Source organism: Hymenobacter cavernae (assembly GCF_014641455.1).
GTDB lineage: Bacteria > Bacteroidota > Bacteroidia > Cytophagales > Hymenobacteraceae > Hymenobacter > Hymenobacter cavernae.
Genome location: NZ_BMHT01000006.1, coordinates 124366 through 139774, shown reverse-complemented (window position 1 = coordinate 139774; position 15409 = coordinate 124366). Strand labels below are relative to the sequence as shown.

The window sequence follows — 15409 nt, the reverse complement described above, 5'->3', positions numbered from 1 at the left end:
CCGGAAATTGAGATTCTTCGTACTATTGTTTAACCCGATGCGGGGGCGGCAAAAGTAGGCGTTTTAGGCGAACCAAGCTGAGCCTACGCCACTCTTGCCGGTTCATTTCCCTAATTCACTCGCTTAAAAGCACCCACAGATTGGTCGAGAAAATCATCACCCTCGAAAATGTTTCCCTCGTCGACTTCCTCGGACCCGACAACCAAAACATTCGCCAACTAGCCGCCGCCTTCCCAGGTAGTAAAATTATTTCGCGCGGCAACGAAATTAAAATCCAGGGCCAGACGCCCGTCATTGCGCGTATCAACGAGATTCTGTCTTCGCTCATCGAGCACTACCACCAGTATGGTCAGATCACCGATAAAGTGATAAACGAGTACGTGTCGGCCGCCGACGACGAGCAGCAGGAACGCATCATTGCCACGTCTTCGCCCGCCGACGTTATTGTGTTCGGGGCGAAAGGCGGCGTGATTAAGGCCAAAACGCCCAACCAGCAGCGCCTCGTCGATTCGGTACTGAAGAACGACCTGACGTTTGCCCTGGGGCCGGCCGGTACCGGCAAAACCTACATTTCGGTGGCCTTGGCCGTGCGCGCGCTCAAGAACAAAGAGGTCAAGAAGATCATCATTTCGCGCCCCGTGGTGGAAGCCGGCGAGAGCCTAGGTTTCCTACCCGGCGATATGAAGGAGAAAGTTGACCCGTATCTGCGCCCGATTTACGATGCCCTGGAAGATATGATTCCGGCTGAAAAGCTGAAATTCTACCAGGACAACAAGATCATCGAAATTGCGCCGCTGGCCTACATGCGGGGTCGCACGCTCAACAACGCTTTCGTGCTGCTGGACGAGGCCCAGAACACCACGCCTTCACAGCTCAAGATGTTCCTGACGCGGATGGGACCATCGGCGAAAGTGATGGTGAACGGCGACCGGAGCCAGATTGACTTGCCAACCAAACAGAAATCGGGCCTGTTGCAGGCGCTTGATATTCTGAAGGATGTGCGCGGCATCGGCTTCGTGGAGATGAGCGCCGAAGATGTAGTTCGTCACCGTCTGGTGAAGGAAATTGTGTATGCCTACGACCGCTTCGATGCCACGCAGCAGAAGGAGCAGGCAAACCGGCCCGTGCGCGAGTACCGTCCGCGCCCGGACAACAACGACCGTCCGGACCGTCATCCGGATGCGCGGCCGGAGAACGACGGCACGGCTTCCTTGCCCGTAAACCACGAACAGCAACTGTAATTCGTAGTACTCGCGGGACTGACCTAGGTCGGTCCCGCGGTTTCTTTTACCCTCGCTTCATGATTACCGCTCAACCGATTACTGAGCCACTTGACCTGGATGCTGCCTTTGCCATCCGCCGAAAAGTATTTGTAGAAGGCCAGGGCGTGCCCGCTGAAGACGAATACGACGAGCACGACCGCACCAATGCCCGCCATTACCTAGCTCGCACTGCTGATGGCACGCCTTGCGGCGCCGCTCGCTGGCGCAAAACGCCAAACGGCGTGAAGCTGGAGCGCTTTGCCGTGCTGGAGGCGTATCGCAACCAGGCCGCTGGCGCTGCGCTGCTGCAAAGCGTGTTGCAAGATGTGGAAGCTGCTCATCCGGGCGCGCAAGTGTATCTGCACGCGCAGCTGCCCGCCGTGCGTTTCTATGAGCGCCACGGCTTTGTGAAGGAAGGCGAGCAGTTTAGTGAGTGCGATATTGAACACTTCAAGATGGTTTGGCGCCGTCCGTGGCTGACGAACAGCTAGACAACCTAGGTTTCGGATGTTAAAAGCCGCTTGCTCGTAAAAGCAAGCGGCTTTTTTATGGATCAAATCTGAGGAACTAGGGGCTGGTATGGATATTGGCTTTACCTGACCTGATCTATTATTAGCTGATTTATCCTGGTTCTTATGATTCGCTGGGCCCCTTACGCCTTCGTGCGCCTTACCCTGGCGCTGGCTGCTGGTATTCTGACCTACCTCTACATTGGCGACGCGCTGCCTGATTTGCGAGGTGCGTTGTTGGCACTGGCCGGGTTATTTTTAGGTGCACAAATCTGGGCGACACAAAGCAAGAGCCTAGGTCTGACGAACCTCGCTGGTTTATTAGCGCTGCTGACTATTTACAGCGCCGGTATAACGTTAGCCCAACAATCCACTGAGTCGCGCCGCGCTGACCACCTTTACCACTTTGGCAGCCGGATCGAGTTTTACCGCGGCGTGGTGGATGACTACACGGTGGTGCGGCCGAACACGTATGCCACCACCGTGCGCGTGTCGGCGGTGCGGGTGAATGGGCACTGGCAGCCCGCCACGGGTGGCATTCGCGTGTCGATTCCAAGGCAAGAAGGGCAGGCGGAAGTAACGGCGCCGCAATACGGCGACGTGTGGCTCGTGCGCGGCGCACCCGCCCCGAGCAAGCCCCCACTGAACCCCGGCGAGTTCGACTATCGGCGCTACCTGGCTTTCCATCAGGTTTATCATCAACAGTTTATCCACCCCGATCAGTACCGCAAGCTAGCCACGCAGCCACCTAGCCATCTGCGGGCCATCAGCATGCGAACAGCGCGAGTGCTCGATGACGTATTCCGGCAGTATGTGCATGAGAAGCGAGAATATGCTTTGGCTTCTGCCTTGGTGCTCGGCATCAAAGACGACGTTGATCAGGACACCAAGCAAGCCTACGCCAACACCGGCACCACGCACATCATGGCCGTATCGGGCTTGCAGGTTGGGTTGTTGTTTGGCGCTGTCATGTGGGTATTGAGCAAAATACCCGGTCGGCGTGGGCCATTTTTTCGTTTTCTGACGGCTGCCCTAGGTCTAGCGGTTATCTGGACGTATGCGTTTGTAACGGGTTTATCGGCTTCGGTGCTGCGCGCGGCGGTGATGTTCAGCTTTATCATCGTAGCACGAGTAACCGGGCGGCAAAGCACCATGTACAACACGCTGGCCGTGGCGGCGTTTTGCCTGCTCTGCTACGACCCGTACCTGCTCGCCGATGTCGGTTTTCAGCTGTCGTTTCTGGCGGTGCTCAGCATTGTGTACGTGCAGCCGCGCATTGTGGCGTGGCTGGATGTGAAAGGCTACTTTCTGGACCAGCAGCGGCCCTGGCAACCTAGGTTTGTGCAGAAACTTTGGAAATGGACGAGCTGGAGTATGGATAACATCTGGCAGGCCACGGCGCTGTCGTTGGCGGCACAGGTGGCTACGTTCCCGCTGGGGCTGTTCTACTTTCACCAATTTCCGCTCAGCTTTCTGGCTTCCAACCTCGTGGCCGTGCCGATTTCTTCGGGGGCGGTGTACGTGGGGCTGGTGCTGCTGAGCCTGAAAGGATTGGTGGCCGCTATCGGTTTGTTTGCCCCAGCTTTAACCACCTTGCTGGACTATGGACCTAGGTTCGTGGCGTGGGTTTTCGAGCTAATGATCTGGCTGTTCAACGAATACATCTTCTTGATCGGCCGCGCGATGCCTGGCGCGCTTATCAGCGGCATTCACGTCACGGCCCCGCAGGCGTGGCTGATTTTTGGCGTTATCCTGGCCTTGCTCACGTTCTTCGCGGCCCGGCGCCTGGTGTGGCTGGGGCTGGCCTGTGCGCTGATGGGCGTATTTGCGGGAAATAAGGTTTGGGCGGCGCACGATCTGAAAACCGATGAACGCCTCATTATTTACAGCATTCCACGCCGGTCGGTGTGCGGCTTCTGGCAAGGCGCCTCGGCCGATATTGTGGCCGTCGATTCGCTGCCGCTCTCCGAAACCGAACGCACCTACCGCATCGTGCCGGGCATTATTGCCCGCGAAGCGCAACGCGTGCAATACCATACCGGCTGGCGCGAAACGGTCGTGCCGGCCGTTCGCTGCGCGCCTGATAGTGGTTTGGTCCTCACGGCATGGCGTGGCGTGACGGTCGCCTTCGTTTCGCAAAAGTTAAGTCCGGCTCATCAACCCAGGTCCGTGTCGGTGGTTGTGTTGCGGCGCAATGCGCGGGTGAAAGCCGCCGACCTAGCCACTGTATTTGGCAAAGATGCTAGGATTGTTTTCGATTCTTCGTGCCGCTCGTGGTACGTGCAACGACTGACACCGGAGCTGCAACAGCTTGGTATGCAGACATATGATGTGACTGCCAGTGGCTTCTTTACCGTTCAGCCGCGTACCTAGGTATCGGCTGGCCGTAGCCGGAGCGAAACCGATAGGCCCCGCAAGGCAGTATATAGTTTTATTAACGCGTCATTTTCGTTAGGTTTGGTTACCATGCCCTACTAATAACTCACCGGCTGCGACCTGGCTTATGCGCGCAGTGGTGTCGATTTTTCACGCCTAGTCTTGCACGACCATGGAAAATATGCCTACTCAGGAGCTGGAAGAGCTGCGCTACATTAGCTACGAATCGCAGGAAGCGATTGGCTATATCACGCTGAATCGCCCCGAAAAACGTAACGCGCTGAGCTACGACGTAGTAGCCGAGCTGAAGCAGGCTTTCGAGGTCGCCGAAGACGATGAGAGCTGCAAGGTGATTGTGCTGCGCGCTGCCGGCGACGTATTCTGCGCCGGCTCCGACCTGGCGTCTATTCAGGAGCAGGAGCTGCAAGGCGTCGGCTACCCCGATCATCTGTCGGACTCGGCGCACCTGATGCAGCTCTTTCACCAGATCTATACGCTGAAGAAGATCGTGATTGGGCAGGTGCAGGGCCACGCGCTGGCCGGCGGCTGTGGCCTCGCCACCATCTGCGACTTTGCCTTCACCGTGCCCGACGCCAAATTTGGCTACACCGAAGTAAAGCTAGGTTTGCTCCCGGCCATCGTGAGCGTGTTCCTGGTGCGCAAAATAGGGGAGGCCCGCACGAAGCAACTGCTGCTGACCGGCGACGTAATTTCCGCGCAGTCGGCTGCTGATTTCGGGCTGGTTAACTTCCTAGTTTCCAAGGAAGACTTGGCTGATAACGTATACCGCTTTGCCCGGCGCTTGTGCGTCGAAAACTCCAGTCAGAGCATGGAAATCACGAAGGAAATGCTGGCGCGCCTGCCCGATATGGCCCTGGAAGATAGCCTGCGCTACGCCGCTCAGCTGAACGCCGAAGCCCGCGGCTCCAATGATTGCCGTCGGGGCATCACGGCTTTCCTGAACAAAGAAAAGCTGGTTTGGGACTAAACCTAGGTACCTGAACACTGCTGTCATTCCGAGCTAACTTAGGGATCTGAATTATCTACCTAGGTATCCAACCCAGCTTCCTTGTGCTGCTCGGAATGACAGTGCTGTTTTTGCCCGACTACTCAAAACATCCTTCCGCTGTGCTGGTTAGCACCTTATGACACCCCTGGCAGCTGCCGCCGTCGTTACGGCTACTTTTCTGGGAATGGAATTCGTTGCGTGGTTTATGCACCGCTTTGTGCTGCATGGGCCGCTGTGGTTTCTGCACCGCTCGCACCATGTGCGGCATCCGCACCGCTTCGAGCGCAACGACTTCTTCTTTCTGTTCTATGGCTCGTTGTCGATGCTCTTTATCATCTACGGTTCTGATGATAAAGATTGGCGCTTCTGGGTCGGATCGGGCATTGCGGCGTATGGCACCTTGTACTTTTTTGTGCACGATGTGTTGATTCATGGGCGGTTGCGCTTCTGGCGTAAGTCGCGCAACAGCTACCTGCGGGCGCTGAACATGGCGCACAAGATGCACCATAAAACCACCCAGCGCGACGGTTCTGAGGAGTTTGGTTTGTTGTGGGTGTCGCCCCATTATTTTGCTTTGGCCCGTCGCAAACCCGCGCCGGAGCGAAAGCGAAGCCGACTCACGGAGTCGGCCAATTAAGACGTAGGAGGAGCAGGTACTGTGGGACACTTTTCGATCAGCGATTTAGAGCAGCTTTCGGGCATTCGGGCACACACCATCCGGATGTGGGAGCAGCGCTACGGCATTTTGCGGCCGGTGCGCACCGCCACCAACATCCGCACGTACTGCGATGATGACCTACGGCGCTTGCTCAACGTGGCTACGCTTTGCGGACGCGGGCAGCGCATCTCGCAGGTAGCGCGCCTCACCGATCAGGAGCTAGCCGAAGCAGTGCTGGCCTGCTGCGATGCCTCCCGCGATTACGAGCGGCAGGTAAATGCACTGTTGGCGGCCATGCTCGAAATGGATGAGCTGACGCTGAACGAACTGATGCAGACAGCCTTCCGGCACCTAGGTTTCGAGCAGGCCATCATGCATGTCGTTTATCCGTTTTTGCAGCGCGTAGGGGTGTTATGGCAAACGGGCACCGTCAACCCGGCGCAGGAACACTTGGTGACGCACCTGCTGCGGCAGAAAATGCTGGCGGCCACCGATGCCCTCACGCCGGTACACCCAAAGCAGGCACGCCGCTGGGTGCTCTTTTTGCCCGAAGGCGAGCTGCACGAGCTGGCGCTGCTCTTTATGAACTATGCCCTGCGCGCCCGTGGGCATCATGTGCTGTACCTAGGTCAGAACCTGCCCAGCGCGGAGCTGGAGAACGTGTGCGCCAGCTACGAGCCGTATGCGCTCTGCACGGTACTGACGGCGGTGCCAGAGCGCGACCGGGTGCCTGACTACGTGCAGCATCTGGCGCAAATCCGGCCAACGGCTAAGCTGGTCGTGTACGGTCCGCTGGCCCAGCAGCTATGCCTGAATATGCCGCCGAACGTCGTGCGGCCGCTGCTCATGACGGATTTCCTGACGTTGGCTGACGAGGCAAAGCAGGTTAGCAACGGCCAGTTGCAGCGCGAGCTGTCGTAGGCGCAACTAAAAATATCGGGTTTTGCAGCCCAAGCAAGCAGGCACACGCCACAGATTAGCTGCTGGCGCAGATATACCTGAGCAACTGCTCATAACGGTATAGGAGCAGCTGCTTTAGCGAGCAAAACAGCGCTTCAAAATAATTTGATTTTTCTAAGAATAGCTCTCTTTCTAAGCTCAACAGCCAGCTGAAAATCGGCAAAAAGAAGCAGTTGTCGCCGCGTTTTCATTCATCGTGCTATAAGCTCACTGAACGTCCAAAAGGCTAGGTTTAACGATTTGCTAAAACGATAAACCGGAAATCATCTCAAATAAATAAACTGATTATCAGGCACTTCGTACTTTGCTAGCAGAATTTAAACCTTATGCGACGGTGAAAAATATTCTGGTCTAGTTTAGACCACTTCTTAACAACCTCGTATATTTGTTTAACCTTTTGCCACAAAAAGCTAGACAGTATGACCTCTTTGGAATTTACAGATCAGGTACAGAAGATTTCTTACTCTCTAAAGCCCGTGGCGATGAACCTGACCCGCGACGCTGATGATGCGAAGGACCTGGTGCAGGAGACCTTGTTGAAAGCCTTGTTAAACAAAGACAAGTTTAAGGCGGGCACCAATTTGAAGGCGTGGTTGTATACCATCATGCGCAACACCTTCATTAACAACTACAACAAGATTACTAAGCGCAATAGTAATATTGATAGCACCGAGTACTTTCAGTACTTCAACACGGATGAGAATTACATTACACACAACGGTGCAACCAGTGACTTCGTAGTAACAGATATCAACGAAGCAATTGCGAACCTGAGTGCTGACTATCGAACGCCGTTTATGATGTACTACATCGGGTATAAGTACCTGGAAATTGCGGAGAAGCTGCAAATTCCGATTGGTACGGTGAAGAACCGGATTCACATTGCCCGCAAGGAACTTAAACAGGCGCTGACGGTATACGCCCCGGGCGTGTAGGGAATAGGGAGAGAGTACAACTGCCGCCTGGGCGTATCGCGGGCCGTAGGTGACATTGGCAATAAGCCCCGTCGCTTGCGGTCCGTTGTTTTTATCACAGCTCGCATTGCGCTGGCCTTCAAAAGCTAGGGCGGTGCGAGCTGTTTTGTTGAAAGATAATTTTGATTTTTTGCAGCTGAACATTAGGCGCGGCAAACCTAGGTTTGGGCGGCGAAGCGCGGCGGCAAAACAAAGTAGGGCCCGGCTTTGTAGCTTGCAACCACCTCATCTATTCCGCACGTTTGAGCAATCCACAGTCAAAACACGTTATTGTTATCGGAGCCGGCTTCGCGGGCTTATCGGCGGCTACTTCCCTGGCTCAGCGCGGCTACCGCGTTACGCTGCTGGAAAAGAATGAAGGCCCCGGCGGGCGCGCGCGGGTGTTCCGGGCCGAAGGCTTCACCTTCGATATGGGACCTAGCTGGTACTGGATGCCCGATGTGTTTGAACAGTACTTCGGGCGATTTGGGCATCGGGTGGCTGATTACTACGATCTGGTGCGGCTCGACCCGTCGTACCAAGTGGTTTTTGCCGGCAACGACTGCGTGAACATTCCGGCGCAGATGCCGGCGCTGCGGCAGCTTTTTGAGAGCATCGAGCCCGGCAGCGCTGCCCGTTTGGATGAGTTTCTGCGGCAGGCGGCTTATAAGTATGAAGTCGGTATCAATAAATTCGTGCACATGCCGGGGCGCTCGTTGCTGGAGTTTACCGACCCGCGCTTGCTCGTTGATGCCGTGCGGCTGGATGTGTTGCAGAGCATGAGCAAGCACATTCGGAAGTTTTTCAAGCACGAAAAGCTCATTAAGCTGATGGAGTTTCCGGTGCTGTTTCTTGGCGCTACGCCTCAAAATACGCCCGCGCTTTACTCGCTGATGAACTACGCCGACCTAGCTTTGGGCACCTGGTACCCGATGGGCGGTATGCATAAGATTGTGGAAGGCATGGTGAAACTAGCCCAGGAGCAGGGCGTGGCGCTGGAATACAATCAGGAAGTGCAGGAAATCAGGGTGGAAAATAGCCGCGCCACGGGTGTGCTGACAGCCAATGGCTTCCGCGCTGCCGATGTGGTCGTGGCCGGTGCTGACTATCATCACGCTGAGCAGCATTTGCTTAAACCGGAATACCGCCACTACGACGAAAAGTATTGGGATTCGCGCACGTTGGCGCCGTCGTCGTTGCTGTTTTACCTAGGTTTGAACAAGCGCCTCGACTGGCTACAGCACCATAACCTGTTCTTCGATGAGGATTTTGAAGGGCACGCCCGTGAGATATACGAGCAGCCGCAGTGGCCAAGCAAGCCACTCTTCTATGCTTCTACTCCTTCCAAAACTGACCCCAGCGTAGCGCCGGCCGGTTGCGAAAACCTCTTCCTGCTCATGCCCGTCGCACCCGATCTGCCGGATTCGGAAGAGACGCGGGAGCATTATTACCACCTGATTATGGAGCGGCTGGAGCGGCACTGCGGCCAGACCATCCGCGACGCCGTAGTGTTCAAGCGCAGCTACGCCCACCGTGACTTCATGGCCGATTACCACAGCTACAAAGGCAACGCCTACGGCCTCGCTAACACGCTGCGGCAGACGGCTATCCTGAAGCCTGCACTGAAAAGCAAGAAAGTGAGTAACTTATATTTCACGGGCCAGCTTACGGTGCCTGGTCCCGGCGTGCCACCTTCGCTTATTTCCGGGCAAGTCGTGGCGAAAGAAGTCGAAAAGGAGTTTTAACTTTTGAGTGCTGCGTTATGAATAAGCTAGGCTCGAACCTTCCTCAGCGGCTTATTCGTACCAACGCAGCAGTCGTACTTACCAGCTAATTCAACATTCAAAACTCAACATTTCCGTGGACCACGTTGCCCTTTTTGATGACACCAGCCTGGCGTGCAGCAAGCTGATTACTGCGCGCTACAGCACGTCGTTTACGCTGGGCATTCGCACCCTGGATCGGCGGTTTCACTTGCCGGTGTACGCCGTCTATGGCTTCGTGCGCTGGGCCGATGAAATCGTGGATACCTTCCACGACCACGATAAGGCGGCGCTATTTGCCGACTTCAAGCGCCAGACCGACGAGGCCTTGGCCTTGCGCTTCAGCCTGAGTCCGGTGCTGCACGCCTTTCAGCTCATGGTGCACCGCTACGGCATCGACCGGGAATTTATCGATGCGTTTCTGCGGAGTATGGAGATGGACCTGGAAGACAACCGCTACAACCAGTCGCTCTACGAGGAGTACATCTACGGCTCGGCGGAAGTGGTGGGGCTAATGTGCCTGCGCATTTTCTGCGAGGGCGACAAGGCCATGTTTGAGCGCCTGCGCGAGCCTGCGCGGAGGCTAGGTTCGGCGTTTCAGAAAGTCAACTTCCTGCGCGATATCCGCTCCGACTACGAAGAGCGGGGCCGCGTGTATTTCCCCGGCGTGGTGTACGAAAAGTTCGACGACGCAACGAAGCACGAAATCGAAGCCGACATCCGTGCCGATTTTGATGCGGCCTACGCAGGTATCGTGCAGTTGCCGCGCGCCGCACGCCTGGGCGTGTACCTGGCGTACGTGTATTATCTGAAGCTTTTTCACAAGATCCGGCAGCTGCCGGCGGCCCGAATCCTGGGGGAGCGGGTGCGCGTGCCAGACAACACAAAAATCTTATTGCTCATGGGTTCGTACTTTCGTTATCGCCTGCGGGCTATCTGATAACGAAATGGTTGCCGTGTGAAACTGCTTATCTTCTTTTGCTCACTGCTTTTTACCCTGACTTCTACTGTGTCTGATCCTACCACCTCACCCTATGCAATTGCTGCCCTGCGGCGGCACTACGAAAAAGCAGCGGCGGATGAGGCAGCCGGTGAGAAGTTCTATCAGCTCATGGCCAGCTACGATCAGCGCGACCCCGTGGTGCTAGGCTACAAAGGTGCTGCTGAGGCTATTAAGGCCCGCGATGCGTCGTTGCTGGAAAAGCTCCGCTACGTGCAGGCGGCGGCTCACACGTTTGAGCAGGCCGTAGCGCTCAACCCACAGAATGCCGAAGTGCGTTACTTGCGTTTTAGCGTAGAAACAAATCTGCCTAGCTTTCTGGGGATGAGTAAGCACGTTGAGGAAGACCGACAGATGCTGATAGCTAGCTTACTGAAGCACCCTAGCTCTGGTCTGGATGCCGCAGGATTTCAGACGATACGTAATTACCTCCTCAAGCACGGCAAAGTAAGCGCTGAAGAGGCTCAGAAGCTTAACGGCGTAAAGAGCTAGGTTTAAGACCTAGGTTGCGGAAAGTAGCATGCCGGAGAAGCTATGACAGGCAGAATTTTCATGCGTTTTAGTTGTTTCCGGGTAAAGAGCAGCAAAGAAATTGTCGGCCAAAAAATAGGATCAGTAAGTTGATTTGAAAGGTTTAGTCAGAAAATAAGCTCAACTACAGCAAGCTCGGTCAGAATACTTGTAACTTCCTCAGTAACGCTTACAACCTTCTGCTGGGTTTAACGGTTAGGAAGCTATGCCGCACCAACTGAGCGTCCGTATCGACCCCAATTCCGGCTTCTGCTTCGGCGTCATATATGCCATTCAGATGGCCGAAGATATTCTGCAAGACCAGGGCTATCTGTATTGCCTGGGCGACATCGTGCACAACGATGAAGAAGTGGAGCGCCTTGAAAAGCGCGGCCTGCGCATCATCGACTACGACACGTTTGCGCAGCTTCGCAACGAAGCCGTGCTGATTCGCGCCCACGGGGAGCCACCCAGCACCTACCAGACGGCCCTGGAAAACAACCTCACGCTGATTGATGCCTCTTGCCCGGTGGTGTTGAAGCTGCAAAACCGCATCAAGACCAGCTACGACAAGCAGGAGCAGATTTTCATCTATGGCAAACATGGCCACGCGGAGGTGCGCGGCCTGCTGGGGCAGACCAGCGGCAATGCCGTCGTGTTTGAGAATCTGGACGAGTTGCTGCGCCACGAGCTGCCCAGCAACGTGACGCTCTACAGCCAGACCACCAAAAGCACCGACTCTTTCTACCGCATCAAGGATGAGCTGGAACAGCGCGGCTACTCCGTGACTGCCAACGATACTATCTGCCGACAGGTAAGCAACCGCGACAAAGACCTGCGGCGCTTCTCCGCTCAGTTTGACCAGATTGTGTTCGTGTCGGGCACGAAAAGCAGCAACGGAAAAGTGCTTTACCAGGTGTGCAAAGACACCAATCCGAACACGCACTTCATTTCCAAAGTAGAAGAGATTCAGCCTCAATGGTTTCAGCCGGGGCAGTCGGTGGGCATTTGTGGCGCCACCAGCACGCCCATGTGGCTCATGGAAAATGTGCGCGACGCCCTGCTGACGTTATAGAGTAGCTGAGTAAGTTTAGGACGACCTCAGCAAAACGCTGCGCCTTCCTCTGCGAAAAATTAAATAGAACATGCTAGCCGCCCAGCCTGTATCCGCTCAAAAACGCTTGAAGCCTAGGTCTTTGCAAGGCAAAGGCGTGGCGGCGGCGCTGACGATTATGGCGCTGTGGGCGGCGCTGCTTACGTTTCTGCTGGCTTTTTACCAACCTGATTGGGCAACGCCTTGGCCGTACGTGCTGGCTTTGGTGCAAACGCATCTGTACACCGGCCTGTTCATCACCGCCCACGATGCCATGCACGGTGTGGTGAGCAACAATAAGCGCCTGAATAACGCCATTGGCACCATCACGGCGCTGCTGTTTGCCTTCAACTGGTTCCCGCGGATGCTGCCCAAACACCACCAGCACCACCGCCACGTGGCCACCGAAGACGACCCTGACTTCCATGACGGCCGGCACGCCGGTTTTCTGCCGTGGCTCCTGCGCTTTGCTTGGAACTACGTGACATGGTGGCAAGTCGTGCTGATGGCGGCTACCTACAATGTGCTTAAGCTGTTCTTTCCGATGGCTAACGTTATAGCCTTCTGGATGCTACCGGCCGTTCTGGCGACCGTGCAGCTGTTTTTCTTTGGTACGTACCTGCCGCACCGTGGCGAGCACGCGCCTGACAACGTGCATAAGTCGCGTACCCAGCTGCGGCACCATGTGTGGGCATTTCTGAGCTGTTACTTTTTTGGGTATCATTACGAGCACCACGACCAGCCTTACCTGCCCTGGTGGCGCTTGTGGCAAACCAAGTAGCCTATGAACCTAGCTTCGCTCTTCAGCCTGATACCTTGGTCATTGGTGCGGAGCGAATTGGTTGTGAGCGACTTCCTGTTGGTGCTTATGGTGCTAAGCCTAGGTTGGGCATTGCTGCGACAATGGCGCGCTAACCGGCGGCTCCGCAGTGAGCAAGAAGCCCTGCACCAGCGGCAAACAGCGCTAACGGAACTCAACAAAACCCAAAGCCTGCTTTTTTCGGCCTTGGCGCACGACGTACGCAGCCCGCTCAGTTCGCTCCATTCCCTGCTCACGCTGCTCGACCTAGGTAGCCTGCCCACTGAGCAACTAGCCGCTCACAAAGAGCGCCTTACCCGCACACTCGATACGACGCTGCAACTGCTGGACAGCCTGCTAAGCTGGTTGGTAATGCAGCCGCAGCAGGGCTGCGTGCGGGCCGAGCGTTTGTTGCTCAATGAGTTATTAGCAGAAACGCTGACGCTGGTCAACGTGGAGGCAGAACGCAAGCGCATCAAGCTGTGTAACATGCTGCAACAGCCGTGTCCGGCGCTGGCTGATCCGAACATGACCCGCATGGTGCTGCGTAATCTGCTCAGCAACGCCATTAAGTTTACGCCGGAAGCGGGTACCGTGACTATAACAACGAGCCGCAAAGGAGACTTTTGGGAAGTCGCCATTGCAGATTCCGGCGTAGGCATCACGGCTACCGGCTGCACCCGCATCTTCGGGGAAAGCGGCCCCTACTCAACCAGCGGCACCGCCGATGAGCGCGGCGTTGGCCTAGGTTTGCGCCTGTGCAAAGAGTTTGTGGAGCGCAACGGCGGCCAGCTAAGCTTCGAAACCTCACCACAAAAAGGCACCACCTTCCGCTTCACCATCCCAAGGTCATTTACCATTTAACATCTACCATTTACCAATTGATATTTATCAGCTTGCGCAATTAACCTAGGTATGCACTAGCCAAACTGGTAAATGTTAATTGATAAATGATAGATGTTAAATGGTAATTGTTAACTGAAACTCAATGTTGGCGGCGGATGAGGAAGGGGCTTACCAGGCGCTCGGTGACTTGCTCCCGGTAGGTCTGACCCAGGGGGAGCGTGCAGGTACCAATGCGCACTTCCAGGTTGGTGATTGAGTCGATATGACGCGCGTTTACCAGGTAAGAGCGATGGGTACGTACGAACAAACCCGGTGGCAGCTGCTCTTCCAGGTTTTTCAGGTTAACCAGCGTCAGGTGAGTGCGGCCGTCGGTGGTGTGCAGCTTGGTAAAGTCCTTTAGCGCCTCGATGTACAGAACATCGTGGTAGTACAGGCGCACATACTGGGCATCGGCCCGAATAAAAAAGGAGTCATCGGCCTCGATAACCTGAGACCGGGCTAGGTTGCTGACCTTCGTCACAGCTTTTAGAAACCGCTCCAGCGAAACGGGTTTGAGCAGAAAATCAGCAACATCCAAGTCGAAACCTTCCAGCGCGTACTGCGGGTAAGCCGTCAGGAGCACTACCAGCGGCGGGTTGCGCAGGGCGCGAAGTAACTCCAGGCCGCTAAGTTGGGGCATGGCTACATCCAGAAACAGTACCTGTACCGGCTGCTGTATGAGAAAGGCATGCGCCTCCAGCGGATTCGTGAACGTGGCTTTCAGGTCCAGCGCATCCGTGAGGCCGATGTAAGTGCGGAACAAGTCCAGCACAATCGGGTCATCATCAAGCAGCACACAGGTCATTTTCATAAGCGCGCACGTAGCAGGTAGCGGCTAATGATAGTGAATTGACCAAACACTTTCCACTTTATTCTTAAATAACAATAGCTTCCGCCAGCTTTATTAACCATTTAGTATACTTTTAGCGCATGTTGCTCTACTTAAACAACTTAGCAGCCTAAGATTCGTTAATGAGCTGACCTGTTCTGCTACTCAGTATCGCTGGTCGATTCCTGTTTATTCCAGACCAGTTCATCTCAGACCCGGTGTGCTGAACTACCTATTTGCCAGTTATGAAACCCTTGCTCGTAGCGCCTGTAGTTCCGCCGCCCATCATCCTCGGCGTGATGCTCACCATTGATCATAACCGGGGCCTTCGCCGTTCGCTACGCACCAACTTCGGCTTAAGCAACCGGGCTATAAACACGCGAATGGACCCGGCGTTGGACATGATTTATTTGTCAGAAACAACCTTGTCGGGCTCCTTGCCTTGTTTGGCTACCCTCGATCAGCCTGATATTACAGCAGTTACTCTACGTGCCGGCTACCTGGAATGTCAAGGGGGCGATAGCCAGGACAGCCGGCGCCACATGCCCGACCTAGCTAGCCTAGCAACGGGCAATTGTTTCCTGACGGCTAACAATCACAAAGTGGCTATTGCAACATTTGTGAATGCTGAGCCGCGGGCTACCCGCATTGCAATGGAGGTGACTAGCCGCCTGAATCTGTTGGATTACTTACGGGCAGAAGATTTTACGCTGGAAATATCCGGCACAAATCGCCGCCGCCTGACTCGCCCGCTTGCTATTCATGCCGTGCTGGAGTTCACAGCTGATATTTCGTAACAGGCC

15 protein-coding genes are annotated in these 15409 nt (G+C 55.4%); 14 read left to right on the top strand and 1 reads right to left on the bottom strand.

Features of this window, described 5'->3' with window-relative positions; genetic code table 11:
- Window positions 1–140: 140 nt before the first annotated feature.
- From IEX74_RS16560 to IEX74_RS16500, 13 genes are all read left to right on the top strand, one after another.
- Window positions 141–1241: a PhoH family protein gene (locus IEX74_RS16560; protein WP_188815131.1), complete on the top strand. Its 1101-nt coding sequence runs from the start codon at window positions 141–143 to the stop codon at window positions 1239–1241.
- Window positions 1242–1300: 59 nt separating this feature from the next.
- A complete protein-coding gene (locus IEX74_RS16555) occupies window positions 1301–1753 on the top strand; it encodes a GNAT family N-acetyltransferase (RefSeq protein WP_188815130.1) in 453 nt (150 codons plus the stop codon).
- A gap of 144 nt (window positions 1754–1897) precedes the next feature.
- Entirely contained in the window at window positions 1898–4144 is a 2247-nt protein-coding gene (locus IEX74_RS16550) for a ComEC/Rec2 family competence protein (RefSeq protein WP_188815129.1), read from the top strand.
- Between the two features lie 175 nt (window positions 4145–4319).
- Complete coding sequence (locus IEX74_RS16545; protein WP_188815128.1) at window positions 4320–5135, top strand: enoyl-CoA hydratase/isomerase family protein; 816 nt, start codon at window positions 4320–4322, stop codon at window positions 5133–5135.
- A gap of 157 nt (window positions 5136–5292) precedes the next feature.
- Window positions 5293–5793, top strand: coding sequence for a sterol desaturase family protein (locus IEX74_RS16540; protein WP_188815127.1), 501 nt, complete (start codon window positions 5293–5295; stop codon window positions 5791–5793).
- Window positions 5794–5814: 21 nt separating this feature from the next.
- Window positions 5815–6735 (top strand): MerR family transcriptional regulator, encoded by a 921-nt coding sequence (locus IEX74_RS16535; RefSeq protein ID WP_188815126.1) that lies wholly within the window; start codon window positions 5815–5817, stop codon window positions 6733–6735.
- A 458-nt stretch (window positions 6736–7193) separates the two neighbouring features.
- On the top strand, window positions 7194–7709 hold the full coding sequence (locus IEX74_RS16530) for an RNA polymerase sigma factor (protein WP_086595482.1): 516 nt from the start codon (window positions 7194–7196) through the stop codon (window positions 7707–7709).
- A 281-nt stretch (window positions 7710–7990) separates the two neighbouring features.
- Window positions 7991–9472 carry a bifunctional phytoene desaturase/3,4-desaturase gene (gene crtID / locus IEX74_RS16525; protein WP_229755337.1) on the top strand — a complete coding sequence of 494 codons (1482 nt, stop codon included), beginning with the start codon at window positions 7991–7993 and terminating at the stop codon, window positions 9470–9472.
- Window positions 9473–9587: 115 nt separating this feature from the next.
- Window positions 9588–10430, top strand: coding sequence for a phytoene/squalene synthase family protein (locus IEX74_RS16520; RefSeq protein ID WP_188815125.1), 843 nt, complete (start codon window positions 9588–9590; stop codon window positions 10428–10430).
- 69 nt (window positions 10431–10499) lie between these two features.
- On the top strand, window positions 10500–10982 hold the full coding sequence (locus IEX74_RS16515) for a hypothetical protein (protein WP_188815124.1): 483 nt from the start codon (window positions 10500–10502) through the stop codon (window positions 10980–10982).
- Window positions 10983–11226: 244 nt separating this feature from the next.
- On the top strand, window positions 11227–12075 hold the full coding sequence (locus tag IEX74_RS16510; RefSeq protein ID WP_188815123.1) for a 4-hydroxy-3-methylbut-2-enyl diphosphate reductase: 849 nt from the start codon (window positions 11227–11229) through the stop codon (window positions 12073–12075).
- 70 nt (window positions 12076–12145) lie between these two features.
- Window positions 12146–12874 carry a fatty acid desaturase gene (locus tag IEX74_RS16505; RefSeq protein ID WP_188815122.1) on the top strand — a complete coding sequence of 243 codons (729 nt, stop codon included), beginning with the start codon at window positions 12146–12148 and terminating at the stop codon, window positions 12872–12874.
- Window positions 12875–12877: 3 nt separating this feature from the next.
- Window positions 12878–13756 (top strand): sensor histidine kinase, encoded by an 879-nt coding sequence (locus IEX74_RS16500; protein ID WP_188815121.1) that lies wholly within the window; start codon window positions 12878–12880, stop codon window positions 13754–13756.
- Window positions 13757–13877: 121 nt separating this feature from the next.
- Here IEX74_RS16500 and IEX74_RS16495 read toward each other — a convergent pair whose 3' ends face one another.
- On the bottom strand, window positions 13878–14588 hold the full coding sequence (locus tag IEX74_RS16495; protein ID WP_188815120.1) for a LytR/AlgR family response regulator transcription factor: 711 nt from the start codon (window positions 14586–14588) through the stop codon (window positions 13878–13880).
- A gap of 263 nt (window positions 14589–14851) precedes the next feature.
- On the opposite strand from IEX74_RS16495, the gene IEX74_RS16490 reads away from it, so the two are divergent.
- Entirely contained in the window at window positions 14852–15403 is a 552-nt protein-coding gene (locus IEX74_RS16490) for a hypothetical protein (RefSeq protein WP_188815119.1), read from the top strand.
- Window positions 15404–15409 lie beyond the last annotated feature (6 nt).